Annotated in this window: 26 protein-coding genes; all 26 read left to right on the top strand. The window is 70.1% G+C overall.

Translation table 11 applies throughout. The annotated features are described in order from the left end of the window. Positions 1 to 24: 24 nt before the first annotated feature. The 26 genes from ABD973_RS04505 to ABD973_RS04630 all read left to right on the top strand — a co-directional run bounded on the left by ABD973_RS04505 (position 25) and on the right by ABD973_RS04630 (position 20341). Positions 25 to 873 carry a protein transporter Sec31 gene (locus ABD973_RS04505; protein ID WP_345498627.1) on the top strand — a complete coding sequence of 283 codons (849 nt, stop codon included), beginning with the start codon at positions 25 to 27 and terminating at the stop codon, positions 871 to 873. Next, entirely contained in the window at positions 870 to 1028 is a 159-nt protein-coding gene (locus ABD973_RS04510) for a hypothetical protein (RefSeq protein ID WP_345504858.1), read from the top strand. Before ABD973_RS04505 ends, ABD973_RS04510 begins: the two co-directional genes overlap by 4 nt. An 11-nt stretch (positions 1029 to 1039) precedes the next feature. After that, a complete protein-coding gene (locus ABD973_RS04515; protein ID WP_345498629.1) occupies positions 1040 to 1360 on the top strand; it encodes a hypothetical protein in 321 nt (106 codons plus the stop codon). Next, entirely contained in the window at positions 1357 to 2133 is a 777-nt protein-coding gene (locus ABD973_RS04520; RefSeq protein WP_345498631.1) for a hypothetical protein, read from the top strand. The genes ABD973_RS04515 and ABD973_RS04520 overlap by 4 nt, the downstream gene beginning before the upstream one ends. A 75-nt stretch (positions 2134 to 2208) precedes the next feature. Then, entirely contained in the window at positions 2209 to 2340 is a 132-nt protein-coding gene (locus ABD973_RS04525; RefSeq protein WP_345498633.1) for a hypothetical protein, read from the top strand. A 360-nt stretch (positions 2341 to 2700) separates the two neighbouring features. Further along, positions 2701 to 3042 (top strand): hypothetical protein, encoded by a 342-nt coding sequence (locus tag ABD973_RS04530; RefSeq protein ID WP_345498634.1) that lies wholly within the window; start codon positions 2701 to 2703, stop codon positions 3040 to 3042. A gap of 112 nt (positions 3043 to 3154) precedes the next feature. Further along, complete coding sequence (locus ABD973_RS04535; RefSeq protein WP_345498636.1) at positions 3155 to 3433, top strand: HNH endonuclease; 279 nt, start codon at positions 3155 to 3157, stop codon at positions 3431 to 3433. 149 nt (positions 3434 to 3582) lie between these two features. Beyond that, positions 3583 to 3831, top strand: coding sequence for a hypothetical protein (locus tag ABD973_RS04540; RefSeq protein ID WP_345498638.1), 249 nt, complete (start codon positions 3583 to 3585; stop codon positions 3829 to 3831). Then, positions 3788 to 5341 (top strand): terminase large subunit domain-containing protein, encoded by a 1554-nt coding sequence (locus tag ABD973_RS04545; RefSeq protein WP_345498640.1) that lies wholly within the window; start codon positions 3788 to 3790, stop codon positions 5339 to 5341. Before ABD973_RS04540 ends, ABD973_RS04545 begins: the two co-directional genes overlap by 44 nt. A 9-nt stretch (positions 5342 to 5350) precedes the next feature. Next, the gene (locus ABD973_RS04550) at positions 5351 to 5515 is read left to right on the top strand and encodes a hypothetical protein (protein WP_345498642.1); all 165 of its coding nucleotides are present in this window, start codon (positions 5351 to 5353) and stop codon (positions 5513 to 5515) included. A gap of 86 nt (positions 5516 to 5601) precedes the next feature. Beyond that, positions 5602 to 6684 (top strand): phage portal protein, encoded by a 1083-nt coding sequence (locus ABD973_RS04555; RefSeq protein ID WP_345498644.1) that lies wholly within the window; start codon positions 5602 to 5604, stop codon positions 6682 to 6684. Further along, the gene (locus ABD973_RS04560; RefSeq protein ID WP_345498646.1) at positions 6681 to 7475 is read left to right on the top strand and encodes an HK97 family phage prohead protease; all 795 of its coding nucleotides are present in this window, start codon (positions 6681 to 6683) and stop codon (positions 7473 to 7475) included. Before ABD973_RS04555 ends, ABD973_RS04560 begins: the two co-directional genes overlap by 4 nt. Before the next feature lie 141 nt (positions 7476 to 7616). Continuing rightward, positions 7617 to 9038 (top strand): phage major capsid family protein, encoded by a 1422-nt coding sequence (locus ABD973_RS04565; RefSeq protein WP_345498648.1) that lies wholly within the window; start codon positions 7617 to 7619, stop codon positions 9036 to 9038. A 68-nt stretch (positions 9039 to 9106) separates the two neighbouring features. After that, entirely contained in the window at positions 9107 to 9451 is a 345-nt protein-coding gene (locus ABD973_RS04570) for a hypothetical protein (RefSeq protein WP_345498650.1), read from the top strand. 13 nt (positions 9452 to 9464) lie between these two features. Further along, a complete protein-coding gene (locus tag ABD973_RS04575; protein ID WP_345498652.1) occupies positions 9465 to 9734 on the top strand; it encodes a hypothetical protein in 270 nt (89 codons plus the stop codon). Between the two features lie 9 nt (positions 9735 to 9743). Further along, on the top strand, positions 9744 to 10334 hold the full coding sequence (locus ABD973_RS04580; RefSeq protein WP_345498654.1) for a head-tail connector protein: 591 nt from the start codon (positions 9744 to 9746) through the stop codon (positions 10332 to 10334). A 9-nt stretch (positions 10335 to 10343) separates the two neighbouring features. Further along, positions 10344 to 10562 carry a hypothetical protein gene (locus tag ABD973_RS04585; RefSeq protein WP_345498656.1) on the top strand — a complete coding sequence of 73 codons (219 nt, stop codon included), beginning with the start codon at positions 10344 to 10346 and terminating at the stop codon, positions 10560 to 10562. After that, entirely contained in the window at positions 10540 to 10989 is a 450-nt protein-coding gene (locus tag ABD973_RS04590; RefSeq protein ID WP_345498658.1) for a hypothetical protein, read from the top strand. The genes ABD973_RS04585 and ABD973_RS04590 overlap by 23 nt, the downstream gene beginning before the upstream one ends. 1 nt (position 10990) lies before the next feature. Beyond that, a complete protein-coding gene (locus ABD973_RS04595; protein ID WP_345498660.1) occupies positions 10991 to 11725 on the top strand; it encodes a hypothetical protein in 735 nt (244 codons plus the stop codon). 6 nt (positions 11726 to 11731) lie between these two features. Next, positions 11732 to 12142, top strand: a complete 411-nt coding sequence (locus ABD973_RS04600) for a phage tail protein (RefSeq protein WP_345498662.1) — start codon at positions 11732 to 11734, stop codon at positions 12140 to 12142. Continuing rightward, positions 12142 to 12648: a hypothetical protein gene (locus tag ABD973_RS04605; RefSeq protein WP_345498663.1), complete on the top strand. Its 507-nt coding sequence runs from the start codon at positions 12142 to 12144 to the stop codon at positions 12646 to 12648. The genes ABD973_RS04600 and ABD973_RS04605 overlap by 1 nt, the downstream gene beginning before the upstream one ends. Positions 12649 to 12656: 8 nt before the next feature. Next, positions 12657 to 13070, top strand: a complete 414-nt coding sequence (locus tag ABD973_RS04610) for a hypothetical protein (protein WP_345498665.1) — start codon at positions 12657 to 12659, stop codon at positions 13068 to 13070. Between the two features lie 159 nt (positions 13071 to 13229). Then, positions 13230 to 15560, top strand: coding sequence for a phage tail tape measure protein (locus ABD973_RS04615; protein WP_345498667.1), 2331 nt, complete (start codon positions 13230 to 13232; stop codon positions 15558 to 15560). Between the two features lie 13 nt (positions 15561 to 15573). After that, complete coding sequence (locus ABD973_RS04620; protein ID WP_345498669.1) at positions 15574 to 18906, top strand: hypothetical protein; 3333 nt, start codon at positions 15574 to 15576, stop codon at positions 18904 to 18906. Positions 18907 to 18915: 9 nt separating this feature from the next. Further along, positions 18916 to 19437: a hypothetical protein gene (locus ABD973_RS04625; protein WP_345498671.1), complete on the top strand. Its 522-nt coding sequence runs from the start codon at positions 18916 to 18918 to the stop codon at positions 19435 to 19437. A gap of 64 nt (positions 19438 to 19501) precedes the next feature. Further along, positions 19502 to 20341, top strand: a complete 840-nt coding sequence (locus tag ABD973_RS04630; protein ID WP_345498673.1) for an N-acetylmuramoyl-L-alanine amidase — start codon at positions 19502 to 19504, stop codon at positions 20339 to 20341. Positions 20342 to 20344: the final 3 nt, after the last annotated feature.

Raw genomic sequence — 20344 nt, forward strand, 5'->3', positions numbered from 1 at the left:
GCCCCGCACGCCCAGGAGCACCCCGTGCGCACCCGCACCGAGACCCGCACCCGACAGGTTCCCCACACCGTCGACGGCAAGACCCACCTCGTCGACGAGGCCTACGAGATCCACCTCCCCGTCCCGCCCCGCGACTGGGACCACACCGTCCGCACCGGCGTCCTCGGCGCCGCCTGCCTCATCCTCACCGGCTCCGTCGTCTGGTCAACGGCCAGCATCGGAGCCCTCCTCGACCTACTCGTCATCGCGCCCGCCGCCTACGCCGCCGCCGTCACCTTCGACCTCGTGTGGATCAGCTGCATGGCGCTGGAGTGGCTCGCCCGCTACGACCCTCCGCGCGCCCAAGCCCCGCGCGCCGCCGGCCACATCGCCCTCGGCGTCGCCATGGCCGCCGTCGCCATGCACGGCTACGCCGAGGAACAGCTCCCCATCGGGATCACCGGTGCCGTCGTCTCCGGCATGGCCAAGGGGCTCTGGACCGTGCTCCTTGCGCAGACCACCCCGCGCCTCTCGCCGCAGGCGATGCAGTGGGCCCAGGCCGAGCGCGCCGAGCTTGGATCTCGGCTCGGCATGATCCCCCTGCGCCGCGAGCTGGCCCGTGCCGAGGGCCTGGTCGAGGCCGAGGAGGCGTCCCTCCGGACGACTCCGGACACGGATCCGGGGCCTCCGGAGGACGGTGCGGAGGTTCCGGAGGGTGCTTCACAGCTCCCCGCCTCCGGGCCCATGACCATGGCGGATGCCGTCCGGACGGCCGTCTCCTGCGGCATCACAGAGCCGAACGCGGTCATCCGCTACGTCCGGAAGGTGGCCGACGCCAACGCCAAGGAGGACAGCATCCTCCGGACGCTCCGGATGGCCCGGAGGCCCGCGTGATGGACCCCGTGTACGCGGCCGGCTGGGGCCTGCTCGCCTGGCTACTCCTCCGCACCCTCGGCACGATCACCCCGCAGCGCACCCGCGAGCGCCTCGCCGTGTGGGCGATCTACGCCGCGTCCCTGACCACGATCACCAAGCTCCTCGGCTTCTGAAAGGCACCGCCATGACCAGCACCCTGCACGCCGCGATCGACACCGCCGCCCGCCACTCCATCGCCGCACCCGAGATGGCGCCCGCCGTGGACGTCCCCAGCGGCGCCCTCGGCGCGCTGATTGTCGGGATCATCCTCTGCACCATGATCGTCGTGCGGTGGAAGTCGGCCGTCTACAAGGAAGCCGAGAAGAAGGCGATCGTCCACACCGCGCTCGCCGTCATGCTCCTCGCCGGGACCGGTGGCGGCCTCGTCGCCAGCGCGTTCTCCAGCGTTCAGCAGGCCGGCAACGGGGTGGGCAGCAGCATCACCCAGACGGGATTCGGCCGGTGAACCTCGGGCTCCGAGGCCTCGGGGGACCCCTCTACGACGGATCCGTCCTCCTCGGCCGCAACATCAGCGCCTGGATCACCGCACCCAAGTACCGCAGCCTCCCCGAAGGCGCGCCCGAGGGCACCAAGCCACAACGCGACCAGCGAGCCCCTGTGAAGCGGCTCGGCACCCTTGGGGGAGTGGCCTACGTGCTGGTGTCCAGCGACTACACGACGTACGCCGTGACCGCGGGCACCATCGGCTGGATCGTGGCCGCGCTCGCCCTCTCACAGAAGCAGGACCCGGCGGCCGACGCCGAGGAGTCGGAGGGCTCCGACGAGGACGCTGCGGAACACCCCGAACCGGCCGCCGCCGAGCCGGCGCTCGGCCTCATCCCGGACGCCGTGCGGCACCTCGCCCAGGGCGGTCACGGCGCCCACCTCAAGATGCTCGCCCAGCACCTCACCAAGACCACCCGCCGCCCCTGGGACACGGCCGCCGTCCGGGCCGCCTGCAAGGCCGCCGGAATCCCCATCACCAACAGCGTCCGTCAGCCCGGCCGACGGGTGTCCACCGGGGTCCGCCTGGAGGACCTCCCCGACCCCTCTCCGAGCCCCTCTCAAGCCCCCGCCGTAGCCGTAGTTATCGCAGGTCAGGAACCGCCTACAGAGGCGGCTACAGCTACAACTACAGCCCCGCCTACGGACGACGACCGCACCGTGGAAGGGGTCCGGATGACGCTCCTCGACGACCCAACGAACCCGGCGCGCACGCACGTGACCGTGCACCCGTAACCCCGGGCGGCCGCCGCCTGGTAGCTACCGGCCGCCCCGGACACCCATCCCCTCACGAGAGACAGGACCGCCATCATGGCACTCACCCCGCCCAAGCCCCCGGCCGACGACCCCCGCCTGAAAGACCACCAGACCACCTACTCGGCGTCCCGCGGCGGCCACTACCCGAGCCAGCCGAAGTCCGTACCCGGCACCCCGAAGGGCTGAATCAAGCCACACGTGGGGGCTGTTGTTTCAGCCATCCCAGGCGTAGCGTGAACGCCATCGCAACACCCCGGGGGCGCTGCGCACACTCCCACCCTGTGCGCCCGGAGTACCGGCCGGGGTTGCACGCGAGGTGGCGTCGTACCTTCGAGGGCGTGACGCCGCAACAGAAGGGCCCCGCCGGCCGTCCCCCCGTACGGCGGGGCCCTTCTACGCCTGTTGCAAAAGTGCCGCCCGTGCTCCATCCTGGTCGCAACTCCGGCGTGCCCGGAAACTGAAGCCCCGCCAACACGCGGGGCTTTCGCGCGTCACAGACCGGTCACAGCCCCCACACAGGCCCCGGCCGCCCGCGAGCATGGCGCGATGCGCACACACCACGCCACGATCCTCCTCGCCGCCGCGAGCGCCCTCGCCCTCACCGCATGCGGATCGGCCCCGCCGGCCGACGGCGTCGAGGCCACGATCATGTGCGAGAAGTTCGTCAAGCAGCGACTCAAGAGCCCAGGCTCTGCCGAGTTCAGCAATGCAGGCGAGACCAAGGTCACGACGATCAGCGGCAGCGCCCCGTGGAAGTACCAGGTCGTCGGCCATGTCGATAGCCAGAACTCGTTCGGCGCCAAGGTCCGCAACACCTACGACTGCACCGCGGCCACGCCCGACGGCGAGACGTGGAACCTCGACAGCCTCGACATGAGCAAGAACTGACCTGCCACCACGGCAGGCCCACAGGCCACTCAGGTGCGAGTGGGTGCGGGTGCAGCCGCCCGGGACGAGGGCCCCGGGCGGCAACCCCCGCCAACCACCGAGGAGGTGAGGCATGGCCAAGCGGGCCGACCTCACCACGTACGACTACCGCAAGAAGCGCGCACGCTTCCTCGCCGAGTCCGACGTCTGCCACCTCTGCGGCCACCCCGGCGCCGACGTCGTCGACCACGTCCACCCCGTCTCACGCGGAGCCGACCCCGGGGACACCAGCAACTGGCGGCCCGCCCACGGGGTGAAGCGCTGCCCGACCTGCGGGCGGAACTGCAACGGCGAGAAGGGCAACAAGACCCGGACGGCCGGACTCAAGACGTCACGAGACTGGTACACGTAACAAGCCTCTGACCTGCACAAACGCGATGAGACAAAACCGCAGGTCAGAAGCCTGCGATTTTTTGGGAAGATCGTCTTCCCAGCCCCGCGCCCAGCTTTTATTTTTCTCTCCCCGGGCCGGATCGCCTCGGGATGATCTTGGAGGCTGTCATGGCGGGCTCCGTCGAGAAGGCCGTCCGCGAAGACGTCGAGGCGCTCGGAGACCTCGTCGGCGTCGAGCCGTCCCTGACCGAACTGGCCTACCGCCTCGCCTCCGAGATCGACGCCACCAGCACCGAAGACGTCAAGGTGCTGCCCCAGCTCTCCCGCGAGCTGCGGCAGACGCTCGCCCAGCTGCTGGAGGGACGGGCCGCCGATGACGACGACGACGGCCTCGGAGACCTGGCAGCCCCCGAGTGAGTTCGCCGAGCAGCTGCTCGACCGGTACGGGCTAACGTGCCCGCCCCGGTGGGGGACACCGCGGCGCCCGGAGTGGCCGAGCCTGGGCCCGGCCGCGTGCCGGGTGATGCAGGCACTCGGGTTCGAGCCGATGCCGTGGCAGCGGTACGTCCTGGACGTCGGCCTGGAGATCAACCCGGCCACGGGGCTGTTCGCCCACAGGGAGGTCGGTCTGTCCGTGCCGCGGCAGCAGGGCAAGACGCAGCAGATCCTCGCGTTGATGACGCACCGCATTGCGGCGTGGCAGCGGCAGAACGTGGTGTACGCGGCGCAGACCCGGGGCATGGCCCGGCAGCGCTGGGAGGACGAGTTCCTCGTCACCCTGGAAGGGTCGTCGCTGGCGCCGCGCGTACGGGCCCGCAAGAGCAACGGCAACGAGGCGATCTTGTGGAGCCGGACCCGCTCGAAGTTGGGCATCACCGCGAATACGGAGAAGGCCGGGCACGGCCCGGCTCTCGACCTCGGCGTCATCGACGAGGCATTCGCTCACGAAGACGATCGGCTGGAGCAGGCTTTCTCCCCCGCGATGCTGACCCGGGCGATGGCCCAGCTGTGGTGGGCGTCTGCCGGCGGCACTGAGAAGAGCGTGTGGCTGAACAAGAAGCGGGCCGCCGGCCGCGAGGTGATCGAGGCCCTGTGGAACGGCGGGCCCCGGCCGAGCGTGGCGTACTTCGAGTGGTTCGCCCCGGACGACATGCCGCGCGACGACCCGGCCACGTGGGCGGCGACGCTGCCCGCGCTCGGCCACACGGTCACCGAGGCCGTGATCCGCTCCGAGCTGGAGAAGCTGGACCCTGGCGAGTTCGACCGCGCGTACCTGAACAGGACACGGAAGGCCGCGCCCCCGAGCGACCCGAACGTCCCCAAGCAGCACTGGCCGGGACTGGCCGACGAGCGGTCCCGGCCCGGTGCTGAACTGGCGCTGGCGGTTGAGGTGTCGCAGGACCGGACCACCTCGACGATCGCGATGGCCGGGATCCGGCCGGACGGGCGCGTGCACCTGGAGGTCGTCGACCGGCGGGCGGGTACGGACTGGGTGGTGCCTGCGGTCGTACGGCTGCGGCAGCTCCACGGCCCGGTGGCCGTGGCCATCTCCGCGTCCGGCTCCCCTTCCTCCTCCCTGATCGACGACCTCGTCGCCGCCGGGATCCGGACGCCCGAGGGCGACGAGAAGGAACACCCGCTGCCGGGCCACCTGGTGGTGATGCGGACCGGGGACATGGTGGAGGCGTCCGGGCAGATGGCGGACGCGATTACGCAGGGCACGGTCCGGCACATTGATCAGGCCCCTCTCACCGCTGCGGTGAACGGGGCGATGACCCGGTCCGTCGGCGATGCCTGGGTCCTGGACCGCCGACGCTCCCTCGTCGACGTGTCCCCCTTCGTCGCCACGGTCCAGGCCCGGTGGGCGCTGCTGACCCGCGGGCCGCTGGTCCGCGAGGACTACGACGTGCTCGATTCGATCTACTGAGGAGGCGCCGTGCGCAGTGTCGTGACGACCCTGCTCGACGCGCTCGCCCTGCTGCTCCTCGCGGCTGGCGCCGCGTGGGGGCTGGCCCCGTGGATCGGAGGGTTCGCCCTTGCGGTCGCGGGCGCCGTGATCCTGGCTGGGTCGCTCTGGTCGGCGAGGGGTGATGGCGGGTGAGTCTGTTCAAGCGTCGCGGCATCACAGGTCCCACCGCCGGCGAGCTGCTTCCACCACGCCCCCCACAGCGGGCGGGCGGGGTGACCGTGACTCACGAGTCCGCGCTGCGGCACAGCGCGGTGTGGGCGTGCCTGCGGCTCCGCGCGAACCTCGTCTCCACGATGCCGGTGGACGTGTACCGCAGGATCGGCGAGATGAAGGTGGAGGTGCCCAAGCCCCCGGTGCTCATCGCCCCGGGCGGGGACCGGGTCGGGATGATGGAGTGGCTGTACTCCACGCAGTTCGACCTCGACCGCGCGGGGAACTGCTTCGGTTTGATCACCGCCCGCGACGGCCTTGGCCTCCCGGCCCGGATCGAGCTGGTCCCGCTCGCGGATGTGACCGTGTGCCAGCGAGACGGCGTGGTCACCTACCGAATCGGGCAGCAGGAGTACGCGGCCGACGAGGTGTGGCACGAGCGGCAGTACACGATGGCCGGCCTGGCGGTGGGTCTCTCTCCGATCGCGTACGCCGCGTGGTCCATCGGCGAGTACCTGTCCGTGCAGCAGTTCGCGTTGGATTGGTTCGGCAACGGTGCCGTGCCCAGTGCCCACCTGAAGAACACGGCGAAGACGATCAGCCCTGACCAGGCCGAGGAGACGAAGCGCCGGTTCAAGGCGGCGACGTCCAGCCAGGACCTGTTCGTCACAGGCAACGACTGGGAGTACAAGATGATCCAGGCCGACGCCGCGGGCGCCGACTGGATCGAGGCGAAGCGGTACGGCATCGGCGACATCGCGAGGTTCTTCGACTGCCCCGGTGACCTGATCGACGCGGGCGCCAGTGGATCGATGACGTACGCCAACATCACCCAACGGAACTTGCAGTTCCTCGTGATGAACCTGGGGCCCGCGATCGTCCGCCGCGAGGACGCACTGTCCTCCCTCACCTCCCGGCCCCGCTTCGTCAAGTTGAACACCGACGCGCTGCTGCGCATGGATCCGCAGACGCGGGCCGCGATGCTGCGCACGCAGATCGAGTCCCGGCAGCTCGCCCCGTCCGAGGCACGCGAGCTGGAGGACCGCCAGCCGTTCACCGAGTCGCAGCTGTCCGAGTTCGACCGGCTGTTCGGCACGAAGAACCCCGCCCCGACCCCGGCGGCGAGCGCACCGACAGGAGCATCGACATGACAGACCCGGCCAGCCTGCGGGCGCAGGCCGCAGCCGCCCGCCGCTCTGCCGCGGGCTCCGCCGAGATGCGGGTCCCGCGCGACCGGCCCGAGTCGCCGGAGGTGCGATTCACTTCGCAGCTGCGTGCGAAGCGGGTGATGCGCGACGAGATGGAGTGGTACGAGGTCGAGGGCTACGCCTCCAGCTTCGAACGCGGCTACGAGATGTGGGACGCGTTCGGCCCGTACACCGAGGTGGTCACCAAGGGCGCCGCGGACAAGACGCTCGCGGCGGACCCCGAGGTGGTGTTCCGCTTCAACCACGGCGGAACCCCGATGGCCAGCACCCGTAACGGCCGACTCCAGCTGTGGGCTGACGACGCAGGTCTCGGCCAGCGCGCGTGGCTGAACCCCAAGAGGGCCGACGTGCAGCTTCTCGTCCAGGCCATCGAGGACTCCGACGTGCGTGAGCAGTCGTTCATGTTCCGGATCACCGAGGGAACGTGGTCCCCGGACTACACCGAGTACCGCATCAACTCCTTTGATTTGGAGCGCGGCGACGTCGGGCCGGTGACCTACGGCGCGAACCCGCACACCTCGGTGTCGGCACGCTCCGGCGAGTTCCTCGCCTCCATCGACCACCTTTCCCCGCTCGTCGCCCGCGAGGCGCTCGCCCGGCTCTCCGAGCGCGCCGACCTCCGTACCCCGCAGCCCAGCGCGCCCGCGACGGCGCCCGCGGCCGCACCGCTGGCTGAGGGCCGTTCCATCGCCATGGTCCGGGCCCGTCTGCTGGCCCAGCTCGGCGACGACTGACCGTCCGCCCCTGAACCACCTTCCAGCACGCCATCCGGCAGATCGCCCGGAGGCGGGACTCGCCACGCCCGGCAGACGACCCGGGCCCGCCGCGCAGTCGCGCTGACCCCACCCCATCCCGATCTACCGGAAGGCACTGTCATGCCCGGAACCATCGACGACCTGATCGCGAGCATCGAGGTCGAGCTCGAAGCGGCCCACAAGCGCCAGAAGAAGTGCGGGGCCGAGGTCGAGCTGATCCTCAACAAGGCGCAGCAGGAAGGCCGGTCCAACCTCTCTCCCGAGGAGGACGACCGGGTCGCCCAGCTGTTCGCCGCACGCGACCAGGCGAAGAACGACATCGTCGGAATCGAAGGCAAGCTCGCCAACGCGAACAAGATCAAGTCGGAGGAGATGGAGCGCCAGGAGCAGCAGCGCACCAGCGCCCCGACCCAGACCCGCAAGCCGTCCTACGACCAGGTCGCCCGCGTGGGCCGCGAGGAGCGGACCTACCGCGCCGACGAGGACCCCCACGGAAAGAACTTCCTGCTCGACGTCTCCAGGCAGTTCCTGTACGGAGATGTCGAGGCCGTGCACCGCCTGACGCAGCACATGCAGGAAGAGCGCGTCGAGCGCGCCCAGTACATGCAGCGCGCCACGAACACCGGTGCGTTCACCGGCCTGGTCGTCCCGCAGTACCTGACCGACCTGTACGCCCCGGCCACCGCGGCACTGCGTCCCTTCGCCGACATCTGCAACCGGCACCAGCTGCCGCCGGACGGCATGTCCGTGAACATCTCCCGCATCACCACCGCGTCTTCCGCCGCCCTCCAGTCGTCCGAGAACTCGGCCGTCAGCGAGACGGACATGGACGACACCCTGCTGACAATCCCCGTGCAGACCGCATCCGGGCAGCAGACGATCTCGCGGCAGGCCATCGACCGCGGGCAGGGCATCGAGGACGTCACGATGCAGGACCTGTTCAACCGGGTGCACACCGCCCTGGACAGCACCCTCATCAACCAGGCCACCACCGGCCTGTCAGCGGTGGCGCAGGCCAACGCCTACACCGACGCTTCCCCGTCCGGCGCCGAGCTGTACCCGAAGATCCTCGCCGGAGCCGCCGGCGTCGAGGCCAACCTCCTGGCGATGGGCCGGCCGACCCACGCGGTCATGCACTCGCGCCGCTGGTACTGGCTCTCCAGCCAGATGTCTTCGACCTGGCCGATGATCAACTGGGCTGGAATCCCCGTGCAGTCGGCGGGCACCGCCAACGGAGCGAGCTCCTACGGATCCGGTCCCCGCGGCGTCCTGCCGTGCGGCCTGGAGGTCATCGTCGACAACAACATCGGCACCGGCTACGGGGCCGGTACCAACGAGGACGAGGTGTACGTCGTCCCGAACAGCGAGTGCCACCTCTGGGAGGACCAGGACGCGCCGCTGATGATCCGCGCCGAGCAGACCAAGGCGGCCACGCTCGGCGTGCTCCTCGTCGCGTACAAGTACTTCGCGTACACGCACGCCCGGTACTCGAACGGCATGCAGAAGATCGGCGGCACCGGCCTGGTTACGCCCACCTTCTAACCCCCCGACGAGCGGCCGGCCCCCTCGTCCCCGGGGCCGGCCGTTCCCCCGCCGACTGGAGAATCGCCATGCCTGTCCGCCCCGTCCAAGGCGACGTCGCCCTGGCCCCGGCCGCCCGCACCGCCACCACGAGCAGTGGACCCGTCGCTGCCGCGGGCGCCGCCTCGGTCGCCCTGCTCGCCGTTCACGTGTCGGCCGCGTCCGGTACCACACCCACCCTTGACGCGGTGCTGGAGGAGTCGGCTGACGGCTCCAGCTGGAGCACCGTCACCGGCTCCGGAATCACCCAGCTCACCGCGGCCGGCAACCGGCTCTCCGCCGGATCGGTCACCAAGAACTACGTCCGCGCCACGCTGACGATCGGCGGCACGACCCCGTCGTTCACGTGCACCGCGTCGATCCTCTTCGTCTGAAGGAGCCGATCCGATGACTCAGAACGAAGACCACAAGATGGTTGCCGCCCTGCTGCGCGAGCGCGAGGGCTACGTGCGGCGCGGCCAGGACGAGCGTGTCGCCCAGGTCGACGAGCAGCTCGCCCACTACGGCTACGAGCGTGCCGCCGACGAGCAGCAGGCGCCGGGCGGCCGCTCCGCGCCGCCGCAGGAGACCGCCGACGGCGACGGGGCCAAGGAACGCCGAGGGCGCGGGCGGCCCCGTCTGCCGCGTGACGCCGAGGGCAACGTCATCCGAGAGTGAGGTGCCGCCGTGGCCAACTACGCCGACCTCGGCACCCTGAAACGGCAGCTCGGCCTCGACGACACCGACGACAGCCGCGACGCTCTGCTGGAGCAGGCACTCACCGCGGCGTCCCGGTCCATCGACCGGGCGACCGGCCGCCGATTCTGGCTCGACGGGTCCCCCGTGCAGCGCGTCTATCGCCCGCATGGCCGGACCGTCATCGAGCCGGACGGCACAGCACTCCTCGTCGACGACATCGGCAGCAGCACGGGCCTCCTCGTCGAGACCGGGTCGGCCGCCGCCTGGTCGACGCTCACGGACTGGGAGGCCCTCCCGGACAACGCGCTCGCCGCCGGGCGCCCGATCACCGGGCTGTTGCGGTTCGGCAGCTGGGCTGTTGGCACCAACCGGGTCCGGGTCACCGCGCGGTACGGCTGGCCGACCGTCCCTGACGAGATCATCCAGGCCACCCTCATCCAGGCGTCCCGCTTGTTCAAACGGAAGGACTCCCCCGAGGGCGTCACCGGATCCGCCGAGTGGGGCGTGGTCAGGCTCAGCCGCAGGGACCCGGACGTCTGGAACCTGGTCGAGCCCTACGTACTGCCCGGATTCGGGTGAGGAGTCCCCATGCGCATCCGCATGACCGTCGCCATGCCCGAGGGCGCCACCCGCAACGGCGAACCGTGGCCCGGACTGGGCGAGGAAACCGACGTACCGGCGCACGACGGCGCGCACCTCGTCGCCGCCGGAGTGGCGGAGGAAGTCACCGAGCGCGAGCCGCAGACCGGCCGCCGGAAGGCCGCGCCGAAGGGGGTGTCGGACGATGCAGCTGGGGGCGATTCGTGAGGCCCTCGCCGACGCGGCCCGCACGGTGGTCCTGCCGGCGGGCGCGGGCAAGCTGACCTGCTCCGGCTACATCCCCGACAGCATCGTCGCCCCCCACTTCTTCACCGGCGAGTACGACCTCGACTTCGACAAGGCGTACGGCCGGGCCCAGGACGAGGCCGAGCTCACGTGCCGCGTCCTGGTGGGCCGCGCCGATGACGCTTCGGCGCAACGCACGCTCGATGCGCTGCTGTCCGGGTCGGGCCCGGCCTCCCTGAAGCAGGCGATCCAGGCCGCCCGTGGGGCTCCCGGTGAGGCCGCGCTCGGAGGACTGGCCGATGACCTCCACCTGAAGCGTGTGCAGGGCTACCGCTGGTACGAGCACGCGGGCACGCAGTACGTCGGGGCCGAGCTGATCATCCGCATCTTCGGCGACGGAAGGAGCTGACGTGTCCAAGTTCGTCCTGCTCAACGCGCGGCTGTTCGCCGTAGGCGCGGACCTCACGGGCGCCTCCAGCAAGATCGAGCTCACCAGCGAGATCGAGGACAAGGAGACCACCAACTACTACAGCGCCGGGTACAAAGAGGTCGTCGGCGGTCTCGGCTCGGCCGAGGTGAGCGCCGAGGGCCAGTGGGAGGCCACGGACTCCAGCAAAGTGGACGACGCGCTGTGGGCGCGGCTCGGCGGCGTCGGCCCCTGGACCGTGTGCCCCGACAACGCCAACGTCGGCGACCTGGCGTACCTCACGCAGTGCCTGACCGCGAGCTACGCACTCGGCGGCGCGGTAGGCGACGTCGCTCCTTGGACGGGCAAGGGCGCCTCTGCGTGGCCGCTGGTCCGCGGACAGATGGCCCACCCGGCCGGGACGCCCCGCACCTCGACCGGCACCGGCACCGGAGTCCAGCTCGGCGCGGTCACCGCGGGGAAGCGGCTGTATGCGGCGCTGCACGTCCTCAGCGTCGCTGGCACCACCCCGTCCATCACGGCCCGGATTGAGTCCGCGCCGAGCAACGCATTCGCCGCGCCGACCACCCAGCTCACGTTCACCGCGGCCACGGCCGCCGGCGGCGAAGCCCTGCGTACGGCGGGCGGCGCCATCACAGACACGTGGTGGCGGGTCGCCTGGACGATCTCCGGCACCACCCCCTCCTTCCTGTTCGCCACCAGCCTCGGAATCCGGTGATCCCCCATGGCCAAGATGGTTCTCCTCGCCCAGTACCTCGCGCTCAACGGGGTCGACCTGTCCGACTACACCCGTAAGGCCGAGCTGACGGTCGAGGTGGAAGACAAAGAGATCACGACCTACGGCAGCCTCGGTTGGAAGGCGCTCCTCGGCGGCCTGAAGTCCGGTGAGCTGGCGTGCGAATTTCTTCAGGACGTCGCAGCCACAAAGATCGACTCGATCATGTGGCCGCTGCTCGGCACCGTGGTCTCGTTCGAGGTCCGGGCCGATCAGGCCGCGGTCGGCACGTCGAACCCCAAGTACACGGGGAGCGTTCTCGTGAAGGGCTGGAACCCCATCGAAGGCAGCGTCGGCGACGAGGCCAGCGTGGGCGTCACGTTCCCGACGAGCGGCGCCGTCACCCGCGCTACGGCCTGATGGCCAGCGGTGGCCCCCCGTTCGAGGTCACCGTCACGCACGATGGCCTCGACGCGCTCGCCCGCGCGCTCCGCGCGGAGTCCGACGGGAAGCAGCTCCGCAAGGAACTCGCGAAGAACATGCGCGAGGCGCTCAAGCCCGCGGCCGTCCAGGCCAAGAGCGGGATCATGGCGATGTCCAGCAGCGGGCCGGGCACTGCGCCCGCACTGCGCTCCGCCATCGCCAAGAAGATCCGCCCCGAGGTCAAGCTCGGCGGGAACTGGTCCGGCGCTCGCATCAAGGCGTTCAAGACCCGCAACGTGCGCGGCTTCGCCAACGCCCCGAAGCGCACCAACCGTGCCCGCGGTTGGCGGCACCTGACGTACGGCCGGGAGCCGTGGGTGCAGCAGCACGGCCGCACGTTGTGGTTCGACAACGCGATGGAAGGCGACACCAATCGCTACACCCAGGCCGTACACGAGGCCATGGAGAACATGGCCCGGCGCCTCGCCGACCGGGCCGGATAGGGGACGGAATGTACTTGGTCTACAAGCCCGACGGCTCCGACGAGGAGCAGCGCTGGGAGTACAACCCGCGCAAGATCATGAGCGCGGAGCGGGAGGCCCTGGAGAAGCGCACCGGCCGCGACTTCTCCGACTTCACGAAGGCGGTTGCGAACGGCAACTCCGGCTGCCGCAGGGCGCTCCTGCACATGTACCTCAAGCGGGACCACCCCGGCGTCCGGTACGAGGACGTTGATTTCGCATGGGACGAGTTGACCCTCGTCCAGACCCGCGCCGAACTCGTCTTCATCCGCGAGCAGGCCGCCGAGCACGCGTCCCCGGACCAGCGTGAGGCGATGCTCGCGGGCCTGGACAAGGCCATCGCGGAGGCCGACGACGACGAGCCCGAGGGTGAGGGAAAAGCCCTGCTGCCGATCGTCGGATAAGGCGGCTCGGCGATGCGGCCCACCTGCTGGGAATCCGCCCCTGGGAGTGGCAGCTCATGACGGTCGAGGAGGCCGACGGGGCCCTCGACTGGCTCGACGCGTACGAGCAGGCCCAGCGTGAAGCGAACGAACAGATGAAGAGAGGCAGGTGATCCCGCCGTGGCCTCGGACACCTCGCTCGTCTTCAACCTGATCGCCCGCGACCGGGCGTCCGGCGTCATGGACAAGGTGTCCGAGAAGTTCACCGCGTCGGCGGCCGCGATCGGCGCCGGCGTCGGTGCGGCGCTGGGAACGGGCATCGCCAACGCGATGGACGTGGGCGCAGCCAACGACAAGCTGGCCGCGCAGCTGGGCGTCGGGCCGGCTGAGGCGGCGGACCTGGCGAAGGTGAGCGCGTCGGTGTACGCGAACGCGTGGGGCGACTCCACCGAGACCGTGAACCAGGCGATCCGGGGCGTGTACCAGAACATCGGCGACACCTCGAAGGCCACCGGCGGTCTGGAGGCTGTGACCACCAAGGCGCTCGCGCTCGCCAGCACTTTCGACCAGGAGGTCGGCGGCGTCACGGCTGCGGTGGGGCAGCTCATGCGGACGGGGCTGGCCGACTCGGCCGACGAGGCGTTCGACATCATCACTGCCGGATTCCAGTCCTCGGCGAATAAGGCGGACGACCTTCTCGACACGATCAATGAGTACAGCACGCAGTTTCGTCGGGTCGGCCTCGACGGGCAGACGTCCATCGGGCTGATCTCGCAGGCCATGGCCGCCGGTGCACGCGACGCCGACCAGGTCGCAGACGCAATCGGGCAGTTCGGCGAGCTCGCCCTCGCTGGCGGGAAGCCGGTCGAGGAGGCGTTCAAAAGCATCGGGCTGAACGCCGGGACCATGGCGAAGATGATCGGCCAGGGTGGCACCCAGGCCGAGAAGGCGTTGCAGCTGACCACCGACGCGCTGCGGAACACGAAGGACCACCAGACCCAGCTCAATGCCGCCACGGCGCTGTTCGGCGACCCGGGCACGGTCATGGGGAAAGCCCTGTTCGCGCTAAACCCCGCCACAGCCGCGGCCGCAGCGGGGATGGATCACGCAACTGGTGCCACGGACAGGCTGATCGACACAGTCGGCGACAACGCCTCGTCGAAGCTGGAGGCGTTCAAGCGGCAGGCCCTCAGCAAACTCACAGAGGTGGGCGCCGGGTTCATCACCTTCGCCATGGCGCACCAGACCACGTTCCAACCCCTCGCGTACACCCTGCTCGGGCTCGCAGCCACGGTCCTCGTGGTGCGCGGCGCGATGATGGTCTACTCGACGATCTCGGCCGTGGTGGCCGGCGCGAACGCGATCATTTCGGCCTCCGCGTGGACGGTGATCGGTAACTGGCTGCGGATGACCGCGATCGGTCTCGGCGCGTACGTGCAGATCGCCGCGGGCGCCGTCGCCTCCGCCGCAACCACCGCGGCCGCGTGGGTCGGCTCGGCGCTCACCTCGATCGGCACGTGGGTCCTGGCCGTGATCCGTGCCGGAGCCGTCGCGGCGATGCAGTTCCTGTTGATGGCCGCACGCGCGGTCGCGTGGGCGGCGGTGATGGCCGCGCAGTGGCTGATCGCGATGGGTCCGATCGGCTGGATCATCATGGCCGTGGCCGGCCTGGTCACGCTGATCGTCATGTACTGGGACCAGATCAAGGCATGGACGGGCGCCGCCTGGGACTGGGTGTGGCAGAAGATCCAGAGCTTCGTCAGCTTCGTGGTGACGCTCTTCATGAACTTCACGCTCGTCGGGTTGATCGCGAGCCACTGGGAGTCGATCAAGTCGACGGCCGTGGCCGCGTGGGACGGGCTCGTCGCCTGGATCCGCGGCATCCCCGGGATGATCTTCAACGCGCTGATGAACTTCACCCCGATCGGGCTGATGGCCCAGCACTGGCAGGCCATCAAGGACACCGTGTACATCAAGGCGCTGCAGATGATGCAGTTCGTCACCACCATCCCGGGCAGGATCTCCGGCGCGCTCAGCGGTCTCGGCGGCCTCCTCGTCGACAAGGGCCGAGACCTCGTGAGCGGTCTCTGGCGCGGCATCCAGGCGATGGGCGGCTGGCTGCGCTCCACCCTGATGAGCTGGGCCCGCAACCTCATCCCCGGCCCGATCGCCAAAGCCCTGGGCATTGCCTCCCCGTCCAAGCTGATGGCGGACCAGATCGGCCAGTGGATCCCGGCCGGTGTCGTCGTCGGCATTGAGGCCAGGCAGGGCGAGGTGGACGCGGCGATGGCCGGACTTGTCCAGCCGCCCGGATCAGCGCTCGCCTCAGCGGCCGGGCAGCAGGTGGCCGGCGGCGGCACGGCTCCCCTCGTCCGCCCCGGGTTCGGTCCTCAGCAGCAGGTGACCGTCCGGTTCGACTTCGGGGGCGCCGAGGGCGATCTCCAGCGGCTGATGCGCAAGAGCGTGCGCATCGTCGGACAGGGCAACGTGCAAGCCGCGTTCGGACAGTAAAGGAGGGAGCGCGGTGGCGTTTCCGCAGACCCCTATCGCGCTCCTCGCCGAGATGCAGATCGGCGGGGTGTGGACCGATATCACCGGTGACCTCTACGCGCGGGGCCCGCTCACCATCGAGCGGGGCCGGCCCGACGAGGGCGCCCGGGTCGATCCGTCCCGTGCCAGCTTCCAGCTCGACAACCGGCAGAACAAGTACAGCCCGCGGAACCCGCGCTCGGCGAACTACCGGCTCATCGGCCGCAACACGCCGGTGCGGTTCTCCGTGCCGGGGACCGAGTCCTACCTCGCCACCACCGGCGCGGTCGCCGACATAGTCGCCACCCCGGACCACGCGAGCCTCGACATCACCGGCGACATCGACGTCCGCTTCGAGGGCACTGTCCGCTGGTACGACACCGAGCACCAGACCCTGATCGGCAAGTGGTCACAGCCCGCCGACGGGAACCGGTCCTGGGACCTGCGCATCCAGAACGGTCAGTGTTTCTGGGTCTGGTCCCCGACCGGCCTGCTCGCCGATGCGCTGTTCGTCCAGTTCACCCTGCCCCCGATGCCGCGCCGCGCCGCGCTGCGCCTCACCATGGACGTCGACAACGGCTCGGGCGGCCGCACCATCACTCTGTACTGGTCCGACTCCCTGTCCGGGACCTGGACCACGATCGGCACCATCGTGACCGCAGGGACCACGAGTATTTTCAGCGGTACGGCCCCGCTGGAGATCGCACCCAATCAGTCCAACGCGACGAGCAACCGGTGGCCCTTTCGTGGGCGCCTGCACCGGGCAGAGCTGCGTTCGGGAATCGGCGGCTCGGTCGTGGCCGCCCCCGATATCCGGGCCCTCAGCCCCGGCACAACCTCATGGACCGACTCGGCCGGGCGCACCTGGACGGTGGCCGGCGCTGCTGTGATCTCCAACAGGGAGTACAGGCTGCACGCCGAGGTGTCGTCCTGGCCGCCCCGCTGGGACGAGTCCGGCCGGGACGTCTTCGTGCCGGTCGAGGCCTCGGGGATTCTGCGCCGGCTGGGGCAGGGCACGAAGGCGCTGGCGTCCACGCTCCGGCGGAGGATTCCAGCCGTCGGCGCCCCGGTGGCGTACTGGCCGCTGGAGGAGGGCAAGGACGCCACCCAGGCCTACTCGCCGATCAGCGGGGTCACGCCACTGGTCGTTTCCGGGTTCGAGTTCGCCGCCGACGACACCCTGTTCGGGTCTTCCCCGCTGCCGAAGATCAACGCTGCGGCGTCCATGCGGGGCACCGTCCCCCCGTACGCGGCCACCGGGTCGTGGCTGGTCAGCTACATGTTCCACACCCAGGCCGAACCCGCGTCGACCACGACCATCCTGGAGTTCACGACGACCGGCGCCGCCCGCCGCTTCGTCCTGACCATGGATGACGACAGCGTCGACCTCACCGGCTACGACGCGGCCGGCTCCACCGTCATCACGATCAACTTCGCCAATGTTGATTTTCATGGGCAGTGGGTCAACCTCAACGTCAGCGCGGCCGAGACCGGAGCCAACGTTCACTACGAGCTAGGTTGGACTGTCGTCGACGGGATCGGATACGGCGGCGGCTCCGACATCTCCGGGAGCGCCGGAATCGTGACCGGCATCAACACCACGTTCGGTGCGCTCGCCGCGGACATGCGCATCGGGCACGTGGGCGTGCTGCCCTCCGCGTCCCTCTCGGCGTACACGTTCGCCGACAACGCCTGGCGCGGCGAGGAAGTCGGCAAGCGGTTCGTGCGGCTCGCCGCCGAGGAGGGGGTGCCGATCGTCAGCGACTACGCGCCCACCGCGGTAGACGCGCAGCGTCCGAACACCCTGCTGGCCCTCTTCAACGAGTGCGCGGACGCGGACCTCGGCGTGCTCTACGAGGCCAGGGACCGGCTCGGCCTGATCTACAAGGCGAGGCAGACGTTCCACAACCAGCCCGTGGCCCTGACCTTGGACTACACGGTCGACGGTCACGTGGCCCCGCCGCTGGAGCCGGTCGACGACGACCAGCGTGTACGCAATGACCGGATCGTCACCCGGGCCAACGGTTCGTCGGCGCGCGCCGTGGACACCACGAGCCTGCTGTCGATCCAGCCCCCGCCGAACGGTGTCGGCGTGTACGACGACACCCGGACGCTGAACCTGCGCTACGACAGCCAGCCCGAGGACATCGCCGACTGGCTCCTGCACATGGGCACCTGGGACGAGGCCCGCTACCCGACCGTGCACATCAACCTGGCCGCCGCGCCGTCGCTGATCCCCGCGGTGCTCCAGCTCGACATCGGCGACCGGATCCAGATCATCAACCCCCCAAGCTGGCTTCCGCCGGGTCCGATCGATCTCATCGTCGAGGGGTACACGGAGGTGATCGGCCACCCGAACGACTGGGACATCGTCCTGAACTGCACGCCGGCCGGGCCCTGGCTGGTGGCCTACGCCGACGACGCGACGTACGGCCGGGCGGACACCGACGGATCCGTCCTCGGCGCGGACGCCACGTCGACCGCGACGACGCTCGTCGTCCACACCGTGCAGACCGCCGACAGCTCGTACCCCCGCTGGACCCAGGACCCGGCCGAGCTGCCCATCACTTTGGAGGTCGGCGGAGAGACCGTCAGCGCGACCACGATCACGACCCTGGCCGAGGACACCTACGGCCGGACCGTGGCCGCGGGCGGCTGGGGCACCGCGTCGGACGGCCACACCTACACGCTGACCGGCGGCACCGGCTCGGAAAGGTCAGTATCGGGGGGCCTCGGCCTCGTGACGGTGACCTCGACCCCGACGACGCTCCGCATGCAGACCGTCGCGGAGTCCTGCACCGACGCGGAGATTCGCTGCACGCTGTCGGTGTCGGCCGTCGCCACGGGCGCGAGCGCGGTCTCGTCGATCGCCATGCGGTGGTCGAGCGTCACCTCCTGCTACCGGGCCCGGATCGAGTGGGGCCTGTCCGGGGCGATCAGCCTCTCGGCGACGGTCGGTTCGACGCTGGTCGACACGTCCGTGAGCACGGGCCTGACCTACGCGGCCGGCGACCAGTACGAGGCCCGGGTGCGGCTGATCGGGCACCGCATCCTGATGCGGATCTGGCGCACCGGCACGATCGAGCCGGCCGGTACGTGGCAGCTCGACCGGACGGTGACGAGCGGCACCATCGCGTCCGGGCAGGTCGGCATCGGCGGCGGAGCGTTCAGCGGAAATACGAACGCGACCCAGGAGTACCGGTTCGACAACTGGACGGTCGAGTCGCCGCAGCGGGTGTCCGTGACCCGGTCCGTCAACAGCGTGGTCAAAGCGCAGGTCGCGGGCGAGGACGTGCGGCTGGCCCAGCCCGCGATCACCAGCTACTGAGGAGGCCCAGTGCCGTACCCCGTCATCTCGGCAGGCCAGCGGATCACCGCGGGGCTGCTGACGTCCATGCTGCCCGCGCCCATCGTCAAGCCGTCCGATCAGTCGGTGACGTCGTCGACGACGAACATCAACGACACGGCACTGCTGTCCCCGGTCGCAGCGAACGCCTCGTACATCGTCACGGGCGTGCTGCTGTACAGCGCGCGTACCGACACGGACGTGAAGATCGGCTGGACGGGGCCGAGCGGTTCGACTTTCGACTGGATCGCCCACGGGCAGTCCCAGGACGGCACCGGCGGCCTCGCGGGCTCCGGCGTCGTCGTCGACCGCCAGTCCATCGGCAACACGTCGTTTCCCTTGGGCGGCTTCGGCGCGGAAAACAGCACGTTCATGACCGCACCGCTGTGGGGCCGCCTGGTCACCTCGTCGACGGCCGGGACGCTGCAGCTCAACTGGGCCCAGAGGGTATCCAACGCCACGGCATCGATCATGCGCGCGGGCTCCTGGATCCTCCTCACCCGCGTCGCCTGACCCCGCCCCACCCCGTACGCCCCGCGCCAGCTGGCCGGGGCGATTCTCATGCCCTGGAGGCGTTATGGCCTGGTACCCCGGAGCCCGAAAGTTGGAGCTCCAGCCCGAAAGCGACAACCAGCCCGCGATCCGGCCGACACAGTTCATCATGCATTCCGTCGCCGCCCCGTGGGACGAGGAGCGGATCTACGAGTACTGGCGCGACTCCACCAACCTCGAATCCCACTTCGGCCTCGACTACGACGGCTCGCTCGGGCAGTTCATCGGCACCCAGACCCGCGCGGACGCCAACTACCGGGCCAACCTGCGGCCGGATGGCACCGGTGCCGTGAGCATCGAGACCGCCTCCGACGACGACGCCAGCGATCCCTGGACACCGGAGCAGATAGAACAGCTGATCCTGCTCGGCGTCTGGCTCCACCAGGAGCACGGCATCCCGCTCCGGGTCTGCCGCGACGCCGCGGATCCGGGATACGGCTATCACCGGCTGCACGCCGACTGGGCCGTCAGCGGCACGGACTGCCCCGGCGACCAGCGCGTCGAGCAGTTCAACGACGTGGTGTTCCCGGGCATCGTCCGCCGCGCGGGCGGGGAACCGTCGAGTCCGCCGCCGGCCTCGCCCTCAGTGTCCCTGTCCAGGCTGATCGCCGCGGCGAAGTCGGACCCTCCGAGGTCCGGGACGTCCGTCAGCTACTCGGGGGTCAAGGTCGTGGAGCAGGCACTCGTGGCTGAGGGCCTCCTCTCCCCTTCCCTGGCTGACGGCCACTACGGCACCGCCACGGTCACCGCGTACGCCAAGTGGCAGCGCCGCCAAGGCTACAGCGGGACGGACGCCGACGGCATCCCCGGCCGCGCCAGCCTCGTCGTACTCGCCGCCCGCCACGCCTTCACTGTCACCAGCTGATCA

This window comes from Streptomyces racemochromogenes (assembly GCF_039535215.1).
Classification (GTDB): domain Bacteria; phylum Actinomycetota; class Actinomycetes; order Streptomycetales; family Streptomycetaceae; genus Streptomyces; species Streptomyces racemochromogenes.

Excerpts from the sequence above, each read along its gene's own strand:
- ABD973_RS04515 (WP_345498629.1), top strand. The coding sequence starts at position 1,040 with ATGACCAGCACCCTGCACGCCGCGATCGACACCGCCGCCCGCCACTCC.
- ABD973_RS04525 (WP_345498633.1), top strand. The coding sequence starts at position 2,209 with ATGGCACTCACCCCGCCCAAGCCCCCGGCCGACGACCCCCGCCTGAAA.
- ABD973_RS04530 (WP_345498634.1), top strand. The coding sequence starts at position 2,701 with ATGCGCACACACCACGCCACGATCCTCCTCGCCGCCGCGAGCGCCCTC.
- ABD973_RS04535 (WP_345498636.1), top strand. The coding sequence starts at position 3,155 with ATGGCCAAGCGGGCCGACCTCACCACGTACGACTACCGCAAGAAGCGC.
- ABD973_RS04540 (WP_345498638.1), top strand. The coding sequence starts at position 3,583 with ATGGCGGGCTCCGTCGAGAAGGCCGTCCGCGAAGACGTCGAGGCGCTC.
- ABD973_RS04545 (WP_345498640.1), top strand. The coding sequence starts at position 3,788 with ATGACGACGACGACGGCCTCGGAGACCTGGCAGCCCCCGAGTGAGTTC.
- ABD973_RS04560 (WP_345498646.1), top strand. The coding sequence starts at position 6,681 with ATGACAGACCCGGCCAGCCTGCGGGCGCAGGCCGCAGCCGCCCGCCGC.
- ABD973_RS04565 (WP_345498648.1), top strand. The coding sequence starts at position 7,617 with ATGCCCGGAACCATCGACGACCTGATCGCGAGCATCGAGGTCGAGCTC.
- ABD973_RS04570 (WP_345498650.1), top strand. The coding sequence starts at position 9,107 with ATGCCTGTCCGCCCCGTCCAAGGCGACGTCGCCCTGGCCCCGGCCGCC.
- ABD973_RS04575 (WP_345498652.1), top strand. The coding sequence starts at position 9,465 with ATGACTCAGAACGAAGACCACAAGATGGTTGCCGCCCTGCTGCGCGAG.
- ABD973_RS04585 (WP_345498656.1), top strand. The coding sequence starts at position 10,344 with ATGCGCATCCGCATGACCGTCGCCATGCCCGAGGGCGCCACCCGCAAC.
- ABD973_RS04590 (WP_345498658.1), top strand. The coding sequence starts at position 10,540 with ATGCAGCTGGGGGCGATTCGTGAGGCCCTCGCCGACGCGGCCCGCACG.
- ABD973_RS04600 (WP_345498662.1), top strand. The coding sequence starts at position 11,732 with ATGGCCAAGATGGTTCTCCTCGCCCAGTACCTCGCGCTCAACGGGGTC.
- ABD973_RS04605 (WP_345498663.1), top strand. The coding sequence starts at position 12,142 with ATGGCCAGCGGTGGCCCCCCGTTCGAGGTCACCGTCACGCACGATGGC.
- ABD973_RS04610 (WP_345498665.1), top strand. The coding sequence starts at position 12,657 with ATGTACTTGGTCTACAAGCCCGACGGCTCCGACGAGGAGCAGCGCTGG.
- ABD973_RS04630 (WP_345498673.1), top strand. The coding sequence starts at position 19,502 with ATGGCCTGGTACCCCGGAGCCCGAAAGTTGGAGCTCCAGCCCGAAAGC.